Genomic DNA, 16,720 nt, shown 5'->3' with positions numbered 1-16,720 from the left:
AATCGATGCGCGCACCTACTGGCTTCTACCTCCATCCGTCGTCGCCTCTGCACGATACCGGGTGGGCCCATCCCGAGCACCAAGGTCGTCTCCGGGCTTTAGCATCCACCGTGGGAAAGGACATGCTCACCCTTCATGGACGGGTAGAGCAGCAACCTGCTAGAGACGCGACCGTCGAGGACGTTCTCCGGGTGCACACTGAGGCGCAGGTCGAACAGGTGCGTCACGCATGTGAGATGGCCGAGGAAACCGAGCAGGTCATCGCGATCGATCCGGATACGAAGGTCTCGTCTGCTTCATGGGAGGCCGCGTTAGGAAGCGCGGGGACCGCGATCGCTGCAGCTGAGGCTGTGTCTGCCGGGAGGTTAGCGAATGCGTTTGTGGCGACGCGGCCACCGGGACATCACGCAACGCCTGATCAGGCCATGGGCTTCTGTCTTTTCAACAACGTTGCTGTGACCGCGCGGTGGTTGCAGGCGACGGGGCGAGCCGAGCGTGTATTGATCCTCGACTGGGACGTCCATCACGGGAATGGCACTCAGGACACGTTCTATGATGACCCGACCGTGTTTTTCGTCTCGGCGCATCAGTGGCCTCATTATCCGGGGTCGGGAGCGGCGGACGAGCGTGGGGAGGGGCCAGGTCTCGGATACACTCTCAACGTCCCATTACCGGCAGGTACCAGCGCTGAGGCCCATCGAGCCGCCTTCGAAGATGCGGTCGACAGCGTAGTTGGCGCCTTTCATCCCGATTTTATTCTCGTCTCAGCCGGGTTCGATTGCATGGCGGGTGATCCGCTTGGTGACATGCTTCTCGAGCCGACCGACCTCTTCGCCATGACGCGCCACATCATGGACCATGCCGACCGAGCGTGCGGGGGGCGGATCGTTGCGCTGTTGGAAGGCGGATATGACCCCAGCCGACTCGGCATCGGAACCCTTGGTGTGATTCGGGCATTGGCGGGTTTGGAGGCATCGGGGATTTAGGGTTCCCACGCGTTGCCCCGCCTGCGCCGCGGCATAGTTTTCCTCCCCATGCCTCCAACTGAAGCCGGAACGGGTGAGTACACCCCAACCGCACCCTCTATGCTCGACCTCGTCCGGTTGAGCCCCCGCCTCCTGTTTCCACCGGGTGGCGTTGACCTCTATCACCAAATCGCCTTGCTGACTGAGATGTCACAGGACGATGAGGTGCTTGATGTCGCGTGCGGGAAGGGCATCTCACTGGACTACTTCGTGACGGAATTCGGCGTTCACGGGTCGGGTGTCGACGTTGACCCGACCATGATCGATTTCGCCGAGGGTCGGGCGCGGGACGCGAATCTCACTGGGCGGCTCCAGTTCCAAGCGGGGAGGTCCGACGCCCTGCCGTATCGGGATGAGATCTTCGACGTGACTGTCGGTGAAATTGGGTTGTCGAATCACTGCGATCCGGCGGCGGCCGTGCAGGAACTGATGCGCGTTACCAAGCCGGGGGGCTTCGTGGTCCTGGTCCAATTGGTCTGGAAGGCACCTGTCGACGAGGGGCGGAGGGTCGTGCTCGCCGGCCATCTCGGGGCTCGCCCGCTGATGGTTGTGGAGTGGAAGAAACTCCTACGTGAAGCTGACGTGATCGACCTCCATGTCGAGGACTGGTCGGACGAAGAGACGGCGTTTCGGCCGACTGTGGTCAAACCATTCCTCGACTTCGCCGAGCTGTTTTCGGTGCCCGAGAAGATCGGTATTCTTCACAGGGCTTGGTCCCGCTGGGGCTGGCAAGGTGTGTGTGCCGTTCTGTCGCGTGAAAGAGAAGTCCACCAACTCCTCACGCGAGAGCGAATCCTCGGATTGGACCTTCTGAAGGGTCGGAAGGGTGCAGCTGTGGGCGAGGCCGATCCGGCTGGGGACGCAGCGCGAGAGGTGAGCGAGCCGGACCCGGTGATCACCACGGGAGCCGGGCAAGAACCAGACAACGCTGGCGCTGAAGTCGAGGAAGGGGATGCCACCGAGACGGCGGGTCTTCCGTTGTTCGGTGACGAAACTCAGGAATAATTCGAGTGCGATAGCGCTCTTCACACGAACGAAAGAGACAGCCACGTGAGTACCGCAATGTTGTGCAGTCCCGAGGGAGTGGAACGAGTTCAGGAGGCGCTCCGGGCGTCCGATCTCGATGGTTGGCTCCTTTACGAATTCCATGGGATCAACCCCATCGCAGTGCAGCTCCTTGGTCTTGGTAAGACGACCCGGCGGGGATTCATCCTCATTCCTGCCGAGGGGGAACCCGTTGCGATGATTCACGCGATCGAGGCTTCGTCCTGGCGTCATTGGCCGTTCGCGTTCAGGAAGTACTCGGGCTGGAAGGACATGGAGGAACAGCTCGGTGAGATGCTACACGACTGTGAACGTGTGGCCATGGAGGTGTCCCCCGGGGCTGCGGTGCCCACGCTCGACTACGTGCCGGCTGGGATCGCAGGCCTGATCCTGGAGCAGGGGATCGAAGCCAGCAGTTCTGGCGATCTGGTCTCGCGGTTCCATTCCGTTTGGACTGCCACGCAGCGAGAGAAGCACCGAGAGGCCGGAGAGATCGTTGCCGATGTCGCCCGACGCGCCTTCGAGCGCGCTGCTGAGGCGATCAAAGCAGGTGCGCCGACGAACGAAGGTTCACTCTCAGAGTGGATCCGCAGCGAACTGCGTGAAGCGGGCCTCGTAGTGAAGCCAGGCACGATCGTGGCGATTGGTCCGCGGGCGGCCGACTCCCACTACGCGCCGATAGGAGACGGTGAGGCCATCAACCGGGGAGACCTGCTGCTCATCGACTTGTGGGGTGCCTTCGAGGGTGCGGTCTACGCGGACCAGACGTGGATGGGCTTCATGGGGAGCTCAGTGGATGCACGAACCCAGGAGATCTGGGAAGCCGTGCGAGACGCGCGCGATGCGGCGGTGACCTTCCTGCAGGAGCGGTTCGACGCCGGAGAGGACGTGCGCGGCTTTGAGGTGGACGACGTGTCCCGCAACGTCATCAAGGAGCGAGGATACGGGGAGTATTTTGTACACCGCACCGGGCACTCGATGGATATCGATTTGCACGGAAGTGGTCCGAACCTGGACAACCTCGAGTCCCGCGATGACCGCCTACTCGTACCTGGAGTCGGCTTTTCCATTGAGCCCGGAATCTACCTGTGGGACGATATCGGTGTGCGCAGTGAGATCAACGTTCATTGGAGCGTAAACGGGCCTGAAGTGACGCCCAGCCAGATCCAGGATGAGATCTTCCTGCTGCTGGAAGGGGATTGAACCTAAATGAGGTTCGGGTCGAGGTAGCCCTCCCGCTGCCCATCCGTCACACGTTCACGTATCGGGTCGACTCTGGAAGTATGCCGGCTGTAGGTACCCGCGTCCTTGCCCCGTTCCGACAAGAAGAGCGAATTGGGTGGGTCGTGGGGCCCGGGAGCTCAGAGGTTAAGACCGTCCGTCCGCTCCTGGCGGTGTTGGAGAACGAGCCGAGCGTGCCGAGCGAGTTGCTCGACCTGTGCCGGTGGATGGCGAGGTACTACGTCGCCCCACTTGGCATCACGATTCGTGCGGCCTTGCCCGCAGTCCTTTCCGATGTGTCGCGTGACTATCTGACACTCGAAGGCGATTCAACTATCGACCTGAAACCGCGAGAGAGGCGGCTGGTCGATGCCCTGTCGGGAAAGGGTGAGCCGCAGCGGGTGCGGACGCTCCGAAAGCGACTTGGGATGGGCTCGATTTGGCCCGAGGTGCGGTCTCTAGAAGCCCGGGGTGTTATTCGTCACGAAACCGTGCCACCTCCAGCCCCGAGCCTAAAGACGCGTCGCGTGGTTCGCATCGTTAAGCGACTGGAGACGCTTGCTGCCCGTGAGGATGTGTTCGGGAGAGCGTCGCGGCAAAGGGAGTTGTACGAACTCCTCGAGTTGTCCGGCGGAGGTGCAGACCTAGGGCACCTCACCACCACGGAAGGCTTCAGTCGCGGGGTCGTGTCTGGTCTGGAAGCAAAGGCACTCGTCGGGTTGTTCGATGAAGAGGAATTCAGAGACCCCTTTGCGGACGCTCCCATTCAGACACCGCCGCAACTGACACCGACCGCGGATCAGCGTGCTGCGTTGAACGCGATGGTCGCTGGACTCGATGAACCGGAACCTGCGCCCTTCCTACTGCAGGGCATCACCGGGTCCGGAAAAACTCTCGTGTACATCGAATTGCTTCGAGAGGCTTTGGCACGGGGGAAGTCCGCGATCGTTCTCGTACCGGAGATCGCGCTCACGCCACAAACGGTGTCGCGCTTCCGTGCACACTTCGGGGACGAAGTGGCCGTGCTGCATTCGGGACTCTCCGACGGTGAACGCTACGACGCTTGGCGTCAGCTTCGGAGCGGCCAGAGGCGGATCGCGGTGGGCGCTCGATCTGCCTTGTTCGCTCCGCTCGCGAACCTCGGCGCCATCGTGGTCGATGAAGAACACGATGGGAGCTACAAACAATCAGAGGCCCCGCGCTACCTGGCACGTGATCTCGCGGTCGTACGGGCGAAGGCCGTGGGGGCGGTGTGTGTACTCGGGAGCGCCACCCCGTCACTCGAGAGTTGGCATAACGCTCGTTCAGGGAAGTTCAACCACTTGCACCTGCCAGAAAGGGTTGGCGGCGGGCGTCTTCCTCGGGTCGAAGTGCTCGATCTGCGCAAAGGAAAGGACACGTCTCAGGGGCCGGCGCCGCGCCCAGGGCGTGGGGCAGGCGTGCTCTCTGAAGAGCTTGTAGCTGCGATCGATGATCGATTGAAGAAGGGCGAGCAGATCATCTTGCTCCTCAATCGGCGAGGGTATTCGTCTTTTGTCCAATGTCGCGAGTGTGGTGACGTGGAGCAGTGCGAGAACTGCTCCATTTCTCTGACGTACCACAGGGTGACGAAACGAATCGTTTGTCATCACTGCCGTTTCGAAGCTTCGGCGCCGTCCCGGTGCCCTAGCTGCGGGTCACAGGATCTGTCTTTCCGCGGCCTCGGGACCGAGCAGGTGGAGCGTGTCACCGCGGAGACATTCCCCGACGCGCGTATCGCTCGCATGGACGTAGACACGACGTCGGGGAAGTGGGCACATCAGCGCATCCTTGAACGTGTCGAACGGGGGGAGGTGGACGTACTCCTCGGTACTCAGATGATCGCGAAGGGTCTCGATTTTCCTCGAGTGACTCTAGTCGGGGTTATCAATGCAGATGTCGGGATGCACCTCCCCGACTTTCGTGCTAGCGAGCGGACCTTCCAACTGCTCAGTCAGGTCGCGGGGAGGGCAGGGCGCGGAGTCCTCGGTGGCTCGGTCATCATCCAGACGTCTCTGCCCGACCACTATGCGATCAGGGCTGCAGTGACCCACGATTTCGAGAGCTTCGCGGAGCGCGAACTCGGGGAGCGCGCCCGCCCCGAATACCCGCCCCACGTGCGCCTGGTCAACGTTGTCGTCAGCAGTCCGGATCAGCAGCTGGCAGCAACGACCGCTGAACAAGGCGCGCACTATGTCAGGCGGTGGCTGACCGCCGAGGCCAGGGCAGGTCGAGAAACCGTCGAATTGGTCGGTCCGGCGCCCGCGCCCATCGAGCGTCTCCACAATCGGTGGCGTTGGCATTTCCTGTTGCGTGCGTCTTCGCCCAAGGCTTTGGGCCGTACGGCGCAGGTGATCATGGACGGATTCAAGCTGCCCTCAGGAGATGTCCGCCTCACCTTAGATCGAGACCCGGTAGCGCTCCTGTAGTCCCGATACGTCGGTTTGTGGCCCACGAGATCTAGTGTGTGGTGCGTTTGCGAGTGCGACCCCTCGGGTCGTACCTTCGCAGAAGTGTGATCCTGAAAGGAGTAGGAGGGGCTGTGGATTGCCTAGCGCTCAACGCATCGTTCGAGCCGCTGACGATCGTGCCACCGCGCCGTGCAGTGCGGCTCGTGCTCGATGGGAAGGCGGAGGTCCTCGAAGAGGACGGGAGCCGGGTGTTCCGCTCCGAACGGCGGGTCGTGCCGTTTCCGACCGTGATCCGTCTGGTGCGCTACGTGCACGTGCCGCATCGCTTCCGCCGGCAGGTCACGAACACCTTTTTGTTCGCTCGGGACGACTACACCTGTCAGTACTGCGGGAGACATCGGCACGAGTTAAGGGGCCGGCAGTTCCTGACGCGAGACCACATCCTCCCCCAGTCGCGCGGCGGAGGGAACACATGGGACAACGTGGTCACCAGTTGCTCGCCGTGTAATAACCGGAAGGGGAGTCACCTTCCTAGAGAGGCCGGGCTCTCACTGCTGACGGTCCCGAGAGAGCCGAACTACGTTCAACTCGTTTGGGTCGTTCGGCGTGTTACCCAGAGTCAGTCCAAATACATCCAGCTCTTCTACGGGGAGGACACGCTGGTGGCCGTTTCGCAGAAGGAAACGGACGCTCCGACTCAGATCGGGGCCTAGGGTTCGAGTCCTCGTCCTCTAGCCAGGCGCACGGTCTGCCGTAGAACTTGGCCGTATCCTCCTACGGTCCCGTGAGGGGTAGAGGGCCACCCACCCGCGCTCTGCGGCCTGCATCACGTCATACGAGAAGCCAGGCTGAGCCGCGCGTTCCCCGAGAAAGCGCTGAAGGTACGCCGGCATTTTGGATACGCCTTCAACTTCGAATTCGCTCGCCGGTTCGTGGAGCACTGCTCCTTTTAATCTCAGATTCGGAGAGCTTCAGCGCCCGGATCGTTTCTTCGACGGTCCCGAGAGCCGATGGCTCCTCGCGCGCTGCCTGCATCTGAGTCAGAAGGGGTTCATGCAGGCGTAACAGCTGGGTGTACTCGTGCTTGGCCTGCGTCGGTGGGGCGGAATTGGACATGGTGCTCCGACAAAAGCCCCCGGAACCATTCGGCCGGGGCAAATCAAGAGTTAGTGTTCCATATCATACGGGGCCGTAGAGGGGCCCCCGGCAACCTGGGAGTCGATCACAGTTTATGTCCGATGCACGGTTCATTCGACGCTGGCACTTTTCCGCGAGTCATCGGTACGGGCGTGCAGATTGGTCGACTGAACGGAACCGATCGGTATTTGGCGCCCAAATGGACATCCACGAACATGACTGGATGCTCGAAGTTCATACCGTAGGTCCCATCGATCCGGATACCGGATTCTCCGTCGACCTGTCGGCGGTGGACCGAATCGTCGGTGATATGACAGAGGGCTGGGATGGTGGCGATCTCAATGTCTTGATCCCAGAAGTTGCTTCAGGCTCGTTGGTGCCGACGACTGAGTCGCTTGCCCGATGGGCGTACATGCACCTGGAGTCCCGGATCTCTCCACCCGCCCGACTCGTCCGGGTCGCTCTTTTTGAGAGCCCAACGGTCGGGTCACAGTACCCCGCGGAAGAGTCCCCATGAGTGACAAGGGCCCGACGTCTCTACCCCCGGCCAAGTCAGCTCGGCCGGCGCCGCCGCACACGGCCGACAAGGGAGGAGGCGACCGGGGCAAGCCGATGCCCGTACGACAGGCCGCTCAGGATGCGCATGAGCGGCCACCTGAGTCGGATGTAGCGGAATTGTCTCTCATTGTTGAGGGTATCGAATGGACGGTACGTGCTACGGGTCGTTCCGGTGGGGCGGCGGTCGGCGCGGCACCGTTGATACTGCTTTTGTTTTCGTCCGCGAAGGTGGAGGGCGTCGAGGCGGTTCAGGAGCGCGAGGCTATGGTCGTGGGGCAGCACTTGTCAGACTTCTCGGAGGACCGTCTTCTGTCGGCGTTTTCGGAGAGTCGTCCGCCGCTGTCGGATAAGCGGCCTCGGAAATTTTTCTCCGATGGGCGTGCTCGAGCGGGGAAGAACCCGCGGCGGGGCTCCTAGTTCTAGGAACGAATCTCCATACTCACGGCTTTCTGATCTAACGAATCAATATCGGGCGGAATCCGTATGGGTCTAGGTGGAGCCATTCAAGGTGCCGCAGGGGGTTCGCTCTCTTAGATTTCAGGCTTGCCAGTTGGACCCCCTCAACACGTTGTGAACCTTCAGTGTCATTAACAGCAACCGAAGCGCCGGGTGACGGCGAACTCGTCCACAGGGCGCGGAAAGGCGAAGAACTCGCCTTCTCGCTTCTCGTGGAACGATATCAGAGAGCGGCCTACGCGGTCGCGCTGAGTGTCACCGGGCGACATGAGGATGCTGAAGACGCGGCCCAAGAAGCGTTCATGGTTGCGTTGAAAAGACTAGACGAGTGCAGGAAGCCTGAGCGCTTCGCAGGGTGGTTGATGACCATCGTTCGAAACCGCGCACGCAACCTGGTGCGTCGGGAGTCGTTGAGGGAGACCGATCAACTACCACCGGGGATCCGATCCAAGGTGCCAACACCGGATCGGATTGCCGAGACGATTGAGTTGAGGGATATGCTGAAAGCAGCCCTCGCGGCTCTCCCTGAGGTACAGCAGCAGATTGTGATGTTGCACGATGTGGAAGGTTGGAAACACCGCGAGATCGCGGAGAGGTTGGAGTTGCCGTCGGGCACTGTCAGATCGCACCTCCATTTCGCGAGAAAAGCGTTGAGGAATGCATTGGGAACGATGCCCGGTGCGGCCGAGTCAGAGAGGAAAGTTCAATGAGCGAGAGAATAGACGAGATGTCGGACAAGACGGAAGCCATTGGTCGTGATATCGAGCTGGCGACTGCCCTCGCGGTCTTGGACCCAGCCCAGCCGGATCCGAACTACTGGATGCGTTTCCGCGAATGGGTTGTCACGAGTTCAGCGGGTGAGTTGGCCCGGCGACGCTTGATGGCGGAACTCACCATGGGAGACGTCATGTCATCTTGGGCGCGGACTCTGGTTCCCACAGCGGTCGCCGCGGCAGCCATCGCAGGGTTCATGCTGGTGAGGGCCCCTGCCAACGACCGCCAACAGGTTGTGAGCGTTGAGGAGCTGCTGACCAGCGACGTAGAGGGTGAGACCATCCCGGTTACGCTGGGTGAGGACGATACTGAGTCCGCGGTGGCATTTGCTTCGGAGATCTTCTAATGGAACATGGATCTCGCACTCGGTTGATGACAGCGGCGGTACTCGTGGTCGTATTTGGCGCTGGCATCATGCTCGGCGTAGCGGTGGACGGCACACTGTCTGCGTCGCCAACGGACAGCTCGGTCGTGGCGGCGGAGCGACCAGAAGAGGAGACGCCACGCCGGCGTACTCCGATGTATGAACAGGTCGGACCCGATGCCGAGCAGAGTGCTCTGATTGATTCGATCGTTCTGGAGTATCGTGCACAGATGGATGAGCTGCACGATGAATTCCGCGGCGCCTACAATCCCCGGTACCAGGCGCTCGTAAGTGACACACGTGAGACCATCATGGGTGTCTTTTCGCCCGAGCAGGCCGCTCAATATCAAGAACTTTTCGAGGAGCGGGATCGCAAGCGCTCCGAGCGGAAAAACGACCGAGATTAACACCCAATGAAAGACATTTCGCAGGTCATTAGGGCCTGCTTCTGTATCTGTGTGCTCGAAGGTGTCGTAGCCCTCGCGCCCCTGCCGGCGTCCGCCCAACAGGGGGTCACCCTCGACGAGGCTGTGGACAAGGCGCTCGCTCGCAGCCCACAGATGCTCCAGCAGGACCAGTCGGTAGACAATGCGGCTTTAGCCCGCAGGTCGGCATGGGCTGCATTTATCCCGACCCTGTCTGGGAACACGTCGGGCTCTCTTCGTAGCGCAAACGTGCTGGACCCGAACACCGGTCAGATCATCCCCGGGAGCTCTGATTCGTACAGTGCGGGTTTGTCGGCTCGGGTGGACCTGTTCCGAGGAGGCTCACGTTTCCTTGAGCTGGACCAGACCGACGCCAACATGGAAGCCGCGGTCGCCAGGCGTGAGGCGCAGCTTTATGCCGTGACACTCCAGACGAAGAATCTCTTCTTCACCGCGCTGCGGCAGGCAGACCTCCTCGATGTGTCGAATCAACGCGTCGAGCAGGCTCAGCAGAACTTGGACATCGTCAGAGCACGCGCACAGGTGGGACGAGCGACGATATCTGATTCGCTGCGTGCTCGGCTGGACCTCGTGAATGCGCGACAAGCGGTTTTGCAAGGTGAGACGGCGCTCAGAGCGTCGCGTTTTGCTCTGGGTCGCCAAGTCGGTGAGGCGGCGCCGGTTCAGCCTGTCCGACCGGACGGTCTCGATCCCACGCCGTTGGGGATGACCGAGGAAGAGATCATGCAGCTCGCCGAGGCGGCGTCGCCCGCCGTTGTCGCAGCGGACTATTTTCGCCGGGCGGCGGCAAGCGAGGTGACGGTCTCAAAAAGCGCGTACCTGCCGACCATCTCGATGTCCACTGGGTACAACTGGAATAATCAGATTCGATCGCTCACGGGAGGGTCCACGAGCTGGAGTCTCGGGCTGAACATGTCGTACCCGATCTGGAACGGCTTCCAGAGGGAGTCGACGGTCGATCGAGCTCAGTTCTCGTTGCGCGTGGCCTCGCTGCAAGAGGAGGACGCGCGTCTTGCTGCGCGCCAAGAGGCTGATGCTGCGCTGCAGGACCTACGCACGGCTGAGGCCGCCATTCAGATCGCTTTGGAAGCGGCTGCGGTCGCGGCGGAAGATCTGCGGGTCGTACGGGCCCGTTTCGAAGTGGGGGCGGCGACGAGTTTCGACATGATCATCAGTCAGACAGCTGCGGATCAGGCGAACATCGACGTCGTGACGTCACGATATGACTACTTGCTGGCCAGGGCAGCACTGTCGGCCATACTGGGGAGGGAGATGTGAGCGAATTGATCATCAAGACCGAGGGCCTGACGAAGCACTACGTCCTCGGTGCCGAAACCGTGAAGGCCTGTCGGAGCGTTGACCTCACGATCGAAAAGGGTGAATTCGTAGCTATTATGGGCCCTTCGGGCAGTGGCAAGTCGACGTTCATGAACATGATCGGATGTCTCGACACACCTACCACAGGCGACTATTGGCTGAACGGGCAGAAAGTCAGCGACCTGACTGATGATCAGCTAGCGAGGGTACGGAACCGTGAAATCGGTTTTGTCTTCCAGACGTTCAACCTGCTCCCTCGTGCGACGGCGCTTCACAACGTCGAGCTGCCTCTGATCTACGCGGGTGTGGGGGCCAAAGAGCGCCGCCGCCGTGCCGTAGAAAAGCTGGAGCTGGTCGGGTTGGGTGATCGGATGGATCACCGTCCGCCTGAGATGTCTGGTGGTCAGCGTCAGCGAGTGGCGGTTGCGCGTGCGCTGGTGAACAACCCGGCGCTACTACTCGCGGACGAACCGACTGGAAACCTCGACTCGGTCACGAGTGCGGACATCATGCGGCAGCTCGGGGAGCTTAATAAAGCCGGTCAGACGATCGTCATCGTAACACACGAGCACGACATCGCAGAGCACGCGAAGCGGCAGGTACACCTAAAAGATGGGTTCGTGGAGCAGGACTTCATGAATGAGCCCGCGGAGACCCTGGTATGAAGCAGAAATTGAGCCGACTGGCTCTCGCAGCCCTCGTGGCCGTCGGGGTGTCTTCCTGCACGGAAGGGGAAGCGGCCGAGGACACGCGCAGCGCGCTCCAGTTGGAGGAGGTGACGGTCGGTGACCTCATCATCAGCGCTGAGGCAACGGGTACGGTGGAACCCGTTCGTGAAGTCGAGGTGAAGTCGAAGGCTTCTGGCGAGATTCAACGACTCATGGTCGATATCGGTGATGTGGTCGAACCGGGGGCGCTGTTGGCGGACGTAGATCCTCGCGACGTGCAGAATCGATTCGACCAAATGGAGGCGGACCTGGCGGTAGCAGAAGCCAGAATGGAGATCGGTCAGGCACAGCTCGAACGGTCGGATCAACTCCTCGCGGCTCAGGTGATCACGCCTCAAGAGCATGAGAGCGCCAGGCTCGAGTTCGCGAACTCTCAGGCCAGCCTGGTCAGAGCGCAGACGAACTTCGTCTTGGCGGAGTTGCAGCTGAACGACGTCCGAATCCGTGCGCCCATGGCGGGCACGATCCTCCAGAAGAACGTCGAAGAAGGCGCCGTGATTCAGTCCGCTTCTGGGAATGTGTCCGGCGGCACGACGCTCTTCATTATGGCGAACCTCGCTGAAATGCAGGTCCGGACGCTCGTCGATGAGACCGACATGGGCGCCCTCAAGCCAGGAATGGAGGCCAACGTGAACGTCGAGGCTTTTCCGGACCGCACCTTCCGTGGGCTCGTGGATAAGATTGAGCCCCAGGCCGAGGTCGTGCAGAACGTCACCATGTTCCCCGTGATCGTGAGCCTCGACAACCGCGCGGGCTTGCTGAAGCCCGGGATGAACGCGGAGGTCGAAGTCTTTGTGGATGAAGCGCGCAACGTTGTCCTCGTGCCCAACAACGCCATCGTACAAACGACGGATGTGGGCCCGGCCGCGATGGCGCTCGGACTCGATCTCGAAGAGTTGGATTTGACCCAGTTCATGAGCGCGGGCCGTGGTCGCTTCGGTGGCGCGCGTGGTGGTGGTCAGCGCGGCGGAGACGCGGCGCCGGCGAGCGCGCCTCGTGAGGTGGCGGCTCCGGCGGCGAATGCGGCTGCTACTGCCGGCGCGGAAGGTGGAGCCCAGGAGGGGGTCATGGCGCAGCTACAGAACCTACGCGCCAAGGTCGACGCGGGTGAGATCACCCAGGACTCTATGCGTGCCGTCATGGCATCACTCGCAGGCAGCGGAGGCTTCGGCGGCCGGGGTGGCCGAGGTGGAGCTTCGACGGCTGATGGCGGGGCACCACCACGCCAGTCTCTTCCGGCGGTGGTGTTCATCTTAAGTGCAGACAGCATCCCCGAGCCTCGCCTCGTCCAGATTGGTCTAAACGACTGGGACAGGACCCAGATCGTGAGTGGTGTTGAAGAGGGCGAGACGCTCGTGGTGGTCGGTGCGGCTCAGCTCATGGCTCAGCAGACCGAGTTCCTCAACCGAATGCGTGAGCGTATGGGTGGCGGCTCGCCGTTTGGCGGCGGTCGGGGTCGATAAAGGCATCATGCTAATCTTCGAGATCATCCTGGTAGCAATGGGCGCCGTACGGGCGAACATCCTGCGGTCCATTCTCACCACGCTGGGCATCGTGATCGGTGTTGCTGCGGTAATCACGATGGTCGCGCTCGGTGAGGGCGCCCAGCAACGCGTCGAAGAGCAGATCAACCGCATGGGCACCACGGTGCTCACGATTCGGCCGGGTCAGCAGTTCTCCTTCGGGGTGTCACGTGGTGACGCGAACATGCGCATCGAGGACGCGGAGGCGCTCCGCGATGCGACTCGGGGCCTATTAACGGTCTCCCCGGAGCTAGGTTCGCGCATGCAGATCACCTATCTGCGCTGGAACGCGAACAACACGGTGACGGGCGCCTGGCCTGAGTACTTCGATATCTACGATATGGAGCTCTCTGCGGGACGTTTCTTCAACCAAGGCGAGGTCAACGGGCGTCGCAGAGTCGCCGTGCTCGGATTCAACGTCCCGAACCAGTTGGGTGAGACACCGGCTGAAGTCATGATCGGGCAGACCATTCAAGTCAGGGGGATTCCCTTCGAGGTCGTCGGGGTGCTAACGGAAAAGGGTGATGCGGCCTTCTTCCGTCCGGATGATCAAATCTTTATTCCGCAGTCCACGGCTCAATACCGGGTCATGGGGGGGCGGGACCGCTTAAATGCGATTTACGCCTCCACAGAGACGACGGAACAGCTCGATCAGGCCTTTGGCGAGATCGATCGCGTGATGCGCCGGGAGCACCGTATCCGGCCAGGAGCCGACGCCGACTTCAACATCCGTAACTCGGCAGACTTACTGGCGACGTTCAACGAAACGAACGAGACGTTCGGGTTGCTGCTCGCCGGCATTGCGGGTGTCAGCCTCCTGGTGGGCGGCATCGGCATTATGAACATCATGCTCGTATCCGTGACCGAGAGGACGCGCGAGATCGGCGTCCGAAAGGCTCTGGGGGCGACACGCCGCGCCATTATGACGCAGTTCCTCGTTGAAGCGCTCTTCCTGTGTGTAATGGGCGGGCTCATCGGAGTTGCCGTTGGCTACGGGGCCGCTGAGGTCATGACTCGTGTGGCTGAGTGGGAAACCGTTGTCGCGCCTGAGGCCGTCGCTGTGGCCATCGGGTTCAGCGCGGCGATTGGCCTGTTTTTCGGCATGTGGCCGGCGCGGCGAGCTGCGATTCTGGATCCGATCGACGCTTTGCGCTACGAGTAGTCAGCGGCGCAGAAGAACTTGCCGGCTTGTACCGCGGCGAATCAGCGTCACCGGTGTTTCAGCGCTCGCCCTGGAAAGCCCAACGCGGAGGTCGTCCACAGAGCGCACCAAGACCTGGTCGATCCGGATGATCACGTCTCCGGCCTTGATGCCTGCGAGACCGGCCGGCGTCCCGTCAGGTACTTCGAGGACCAGGACGCCACTTTCCACCTGGAGCGCTTCTGCCAAGTCGGAGTTGATATCCATCATCTCCGCGCCTGCCGCCCGGTTCTCACCCAGTAGGTAAGGAGCCAGCGGACTGAATGCTCCCTGCGGGGGCTCTGTGCCGTCGGGTATGAACCCCGTCACCCTCGGAGCTGAACGGACGTAGACCGCGTTCCCGTTCTGGCGAGCGGCGTTGTCCATCGCCTTCCGCAGCCGACGGCCTTCGTTAGCCAGCTCACCCAGCGTCACCCGCACGTCCCTGAGAACGGGATCGTTTTGGTCCACAACTCGGAGCATGCCTCCTTGAGCGCCCATGATCTGCCGGAGCCGCTCACCTTCTCGGGCCCGCAACTCTCGGTAGAGGCGATTGAGATCATGCATCTCCCCTTCCAGCGAGTCGTTCGCCTCACTTCTGAATAGGCCGAATCCAAACGGAGCTTGTACTTCTCTGCCGATCCACTCGTTCGCGAACTCATCGATCGAACGAAGTCGCTCCGTGCGTGGCGCGGCGTCCGCCAATTGAGCTTCGACTCGGACCTGTGTGGCAGGCCCGACCGAGCGGATGTTGCTCGTGCCGCCCCGCTTGATGACGCGCACATCGCCATTCGCCTCTACCAAGCGGATACGCAGCGAGTCCATGGCGCGAGACATCGTCTCGACCATCGAATCCGGGGGGAAACTCAAGGTGAAGGTACGCGCCGCGCCCGCCCGCCCGCCGCGATCCGCGGCATACAGCATCAGCTCCCGTTGGCGGCCGTCGCGGACAACGACCAACGACACTGGGTCGCCAGGATCCAAGTGAAGGTATTCGACCAAGTTCATCAGAGAATCGGGTCCCGCGATGTGGTTGACCTTCACCAGATGATCACCAGCGCGGAGTCCTGCGGCTTGAGCTGGGCTTCCATTGTTTACGGAGTCGATACGCACGATGGTTCGTATCCCACTGGGAGTGCCTTCGGCCTCGACCACGAAGGAAATGCCGATCCACCCCCGCGAAGACGACACGCCTTGTGCCAGGACGGGGAAGGGAGCCGCCAGCAGCGCGAGCGCGCCGAGTCTCAAAAGGGTGCGGATCATGGTTAGAACCAGTTGTCCTTACGGGAGACCATTCTCGCGGTCGCCTCCCGCTCTCCGAGGACCGACGCAAGGAGGCCATTGAAGTAAGGGTCTCCTGGCGCCTGTCGCAGTGCTGCTTGGCTCGCGGCTGCGAGATGCTCCAAGGCTGCGTATTTACTCATCTGGTCGACACCAGGCTGTCCGCCTGATTCCGTCAACATGAGTTCGCGGTACCGCGCCAATGCGCTGACGTAGTACTGCTCCGCGATTCGAACCGCTGACGCTGCGTCGTCCACAGTCGCCGAGTTGGCGAACATCGTGGGGTCTGACATCATCGCCATTTCACCCAAGGCCTGGGGCTTGTCGTTATGCGCCAGGACTACGCCGGTGCCTGTGCCTCCCAAGTAGAGCATCACCGCAGCGGCGACCTTCATCCACGCGGGCGTCTGAGCGAGGCCGAGTTTCTCGAATGCCCCAGGTGTCTTAACGAGACCCTCTGAGCGCAATCGTGCCTCGAGGACGCCCCAATCGCCGTGCGGAGGCACGATCTCGGGAAGGTTGCCGAGCGCTTCAGTTTGTTCCCGATAGTCATCGAGTTTGGCGCGGCACACTTGGCACTCGGCTAGGTGGGCTGCTTCCTCCGGCTGGGCGACTTCATTTACCAGTCCGGCCAATGTCTCGGCAGTTAGATGCTCCATGCTTCTGCTCCGTGTTCCTGCGATGCACCGCTCAAGCTCGAAAGTAGATCACGCATTTTCGCCCGTGCCTTGAACAGTTGTGACTTCGATGTCCCGGAGGTCACCCCGAGGGTGTCTCCGATCTCTTCATGTGTATATCCCTCCACATCGTGGAGAATGAGGACGCGCCGCATTCCTTCTGGCAGCACATCCAGTGCTCTCTCCAGATGCTTCTGCAAAAGTGCGTCGCCGCCCCGGGGAGCCACGGGCACTTGGTCGGGGATCGGTGCTTCCCGTTTCCGTCGTGTCTCAGATTTCCTGAGCGCCTGCAGCGCCGAGTTCACGGCGATTCTGTGCAGCCACGTTGAAAAGCGAGCGTCTCCCCTAAACGTCGGCAGAGCGCGGATCGCTCGGATCCAGGCCTCCTGCGCATAATCTTGAGCGAGATCGTCGTCGCCGGCGATTCGGCGCACCACGGCATAGACCCGCGGCGCGTACCGGTCGTATAAGGTCCGGATCGCGCGGGCTTCACCATCGGCGGCCAGCATGATCAGCCGGCGCTCTGACATTCCCGCAGAGATGTTTTCCATGTGCTCCTT

General features: G+C 61.6%; 17 protein-coding genes. 14 read left to right on the top strand and 3 right to left on the bottom strand.

What is annotated here, in order from left to right:
• Positions 1–5 precede the first annotated feature (5 nt).
• The 14 genes from P8L30_12850 to P8L30_12785 all read left to right on the top strand — a co-directional run bounded on the left by P8L30_12850 (position 6) and on the right by P8L30_12785 (position 14,184).
• Positions 6–986, top strand: coding sequence for a histone deacetylase (locus P8L30_12850; GenBank protein ID MDG2241083.1), 981 nt, complete (start codon positions 6–8; stop codon positions 984–986).
• Positions 987–1,034: 48 nt separating this feature from the next.
• On the top strand, positions 1,035–2,030 hold the full coding sequence (locus P8L30_12845) for a methyltransferase domain-containing protein (GenBank protein ID MDG2241082.1): 996 nt from the start codon (positions 1,035–1,037) through the stop codon (positions 2,028–2,030).
• A 45-nt stretch (positions 2,031–2,075) separates the two neighbouring features.
• Positions 2,076–3,272 carry a M24 family metallopeptidase gene (locus tag P8L30_12840; protein MDG2241081.1) on the top strand — a complete coding sequence of 399 codons (1,197 nt, stop codon included), beginning with the start codon at positions 2,076–2,078 and terminating at the stop codon, positions 3,270–3,272.
• Entirely contained in the window at positions 3,269–5,737 is a 2,469-nt protein-coding gene (gene priA, locus P8L30_12835) for a primosomal protein N' (protein MDG2241080.1), read from the top strand. Before P8L30_12840 ends, priA begins: the two co-directional genes overlap by 4 nt.
• 113 nt (positions 5,738–5,850) lie before the next feature.
• On the top strand, positions 5,851–6,432 hold the full coding sequence (locus tag P8L30_12830) for an HNH endonuclease (GenBank protein MDG2241079.1): 582 nt from the start codon (positions 5,851–5,853) through the stop codon (positions 6,430–6,432).
• Between the two features lie 518 nt (positions 6,433–6,950).
• Positions 6,951–7,373: a 6-carboxytetrahydropterin synthase gene (locus tag P8L30_12825; GenBank protein ID MDG2241078.1), complete on the top strand. Its 423-nt coding sequence runs from the start codon at positions 6,951–6,953 to the stop codon at positions 7,371–7,373.
• Complete coding sequence (locus P8L30_12820) at positions 7,370–7,831, top strand: hypothetical protein (protein ID MDG2241077.1); 462 nt, start codon at positions 7,370–7,372, stop codon at positions 7,829–7,831. Before P8L30_12825 ends, P8L30_12820 begins: the two co-directional genes overlap by 4 nt.
• Before the next feature lie 164 nt (positions 7,832–7,995).
• Positions 7,996–8,580: a sigma-70 family RNA polymerase sigma factor gene (locus tag P8L30_12815; GenBank protein MDG2241076.1), complete on the top strand. Its 585-nt coding sequence runs from the start codon at positions 7,996–7,998 to the stop codon at positions 8,578–8,580.
• Positions 8,577–8,990 carry a hypothetical protein gene (locus P8L30_12810; GenBank protein ID MDG2241075.1) on the top strand — a complete coding sequence of 138 codons (414 nt, stop codon included), beginning with the start codon at positions 8,577–8,579 and terminating at the stop codon, positions 8,988–8,990. Before P8L30_12815 ends, P8L30_12810 begins: the two co-directional genes overlap by 4 nt.
• 26 nt (positions 8,991–9,016) lie before the next feature.
• The gene (locus P8L30_12805; GenBank protein ID MDG2241074.1) at positions 9,017–9,415 is read left to right on the top strand and encodes a hypothetical protein; all 399 of its coding nucleotides are present in this window, start codon (positions 9,017–9,019) and stop codon (positions 9,413–9,415) included.
• 6 nt (positions 9,416–9,421) lie between these two features.
• Complete coding sequence (locus P8L30_12800; GenBank protein ID MDG2241073.1) at positions 9,422–10,732, top strand: TolC family protein; 1,311 nt, start codon at positions 9,422–9,424, stop codon at positions 10,730–10,732.
• Entirely contained in the window at positions 10,729–11,436 is a 708-nt protein-coding gene (locus tag P8L30_12795) for an ABC transporter ATP-binding protein (GenBank protein MDG2241072.1), read from the top strand. The genes P8L30_12800 and P8L30_12795 overlap by 4 nt, the downstream gene beginning before the upstream one ends.
• Complete coding sequence (locus P8L30_12790) at positions 11,433–12,962, top strand: efflux RND transporter periplasmic adaptor subunit (protein MDG2241071.1); 1,530 nt, start codon at positions 11,433–11,435, stop codon at positions 12,960–12,962. Before P8L30_12795 ends, P8L30_12790 begins: the two co-directional genes overlap by 4 nt.
• Entirely contained in the window at positions 12,925–14,184 is a 1,260-nt protein-coding gene (locus P8L30_12785) for an ABC transporter permease (protein ID MDG2241070.1), read from the top strand. The genes P8L30_12790 and P8L30_12785 overlap by 38 nt, the downstream gene beginning before the upstream one ends.
• Here P8L30_12785 and P8L30_12780 read toward each other — a convergent pair whose 3' ends face one another.
• Genes P8L30_12780 through P8L30_12770 form a run of 3 tightly spaced genes read right to left on the bottom strand, consistent with a single transcriptional unit; the run spans position 14,185 to position 16,711 of the window.
• Positions 14,185–15,465 carry a PDZ domain-containing protein gene (locus tag P8L30_12780; GenBank protein MDG2241069.1) on the bottom strand — a complete coding sequence of 427 codons (1,281 nt, stop codon included), beginning with the start codon at positions 15,463–15,465 and terminating at the stop codon, positions 14,185–14,187.
• Positions 15,466–15,467: 2 nt separating this feature from the next.
• Positions 15,468–16,142: a hypothetical protein gene (locus tag P8L30_12775; protein MDG2241068.1), complete on the bottom strand. Its 675-nt coding sequence runs from the start codon at positions 16,140–16,142 to the stop codon at positions 15,468–15,470.
• Positions 16,130–16,711, bottom strand: coding sequence for a sigma-70 family RNA polymerase sigma factor (locus P8L30_12770; protein MDG2241067.1), 582 nt, complete (start codon positions 16,709–16,711; stop codon positions 16,130–16,132). The genes P8L30_12775 and P8L30_12770 overlap by 13 nt, the downstream gene beginning before the upstream one ends.
• Between the last annotated feature and the right edge of the window lie 9 nt (positions 16,712–16,720).

The sequence above is a fragment of the Longimicrobiales bacterium genome, assembly GCA_029245345.1.
Lineage (GTDB): Bacteria > Gemmatimonadota > Gemmatimonadetes > Longimicrobiales > Gaopeijiaceae > CALFPJ01.
Note: the sequence above shows the minus strand (reverse complement) of the source record. Positions and strands in the feature narration are given on the sequence as shown.

What these genes read in the sequence shown, in the direction of transcription:
- P8L30_12805 (MDG2241074.1), top strand. Translation starts at nt 9,017, where the DNA reads ATGACAGCGGCGGTACTCGTGGTCGTATTTGGCGCTGGCATCATGCTC.
- P8L30_12845 (MDG2241082.1), top strand. Translation starts at nt 1,035, where the DNA reads ATGCCTCCAACTGAAGCCGGAACGGGTGAGTACACCCCAACCGCACCC.
- P8L30_12780 (MDG2241069.1), bottom strand. Translation starts at nt 15,465, where the DNA reads ATGATCCGCACCCTTTTGAGACTCGGCGCGCTCGCGCTGCTGGCGGCT.
- P8L30_12825 (MDG2241078.1), top strand. Translation starts at nt 6,951, where the DNA reads ATGTCCGATGCACGGTTCATTCGACGCTGGCACTTTTCCGCGAGTCAT.
- P8L30_12770 (MDG2241067.1), bottom strand. Translation starts at nt 16,711, where the DNA reads ATGGAAAACATCTCTGCGGGAATGTCAGAGCGCCGGCTGATCATGCTG.
- P8L30_12820 (MDG2241077.1), top strand. Translation starts at nt 7,370, where the DNA reads ATGAGTGACAAGGGCCCGACGTCTCTACCCCCGGCCAAGTCAGCTCGG.
- P8L30_12775 (MDG2241068.1), bottom strand. Translation starts at nt 16,142, where the DNA reads ATGGAGCATCTAACTGCCGAGACATTGGCCGGACTGGTAAATGAAGTC.
- P8L30_12800 (MDG2241073.1), top strand. Translation starts at nt 9,422, where the DNA reads ATGAAAGACATTTCGCAGGTCATTAGGGCCTGCTTCTGTATCTGTGTG.
- P8L30_12810 (MDG2241075.1), top strand. Translation starts at nt 8,577, where the DNA reads ATGAGCGAGAGAATAGACGAGATGTCGGACAAGACGGAAGCCATTGGT.
- P8L30_12790 (MDG2241071.1), top strand. Translation starts at nt 11,433, where the DNA reads ATGAAGCAGAAATTGAGCCGACTGGCTCTCGCAGCCCTCGTGGCCGTC.
- P8L30_12850 (MDG2241083.1), top strand. Translation starts at nt 6, where the DNA reads ATGCGCGCACCTACTGGCTTCTACCTCCATCCGTCGTCGCCTCTGCAC.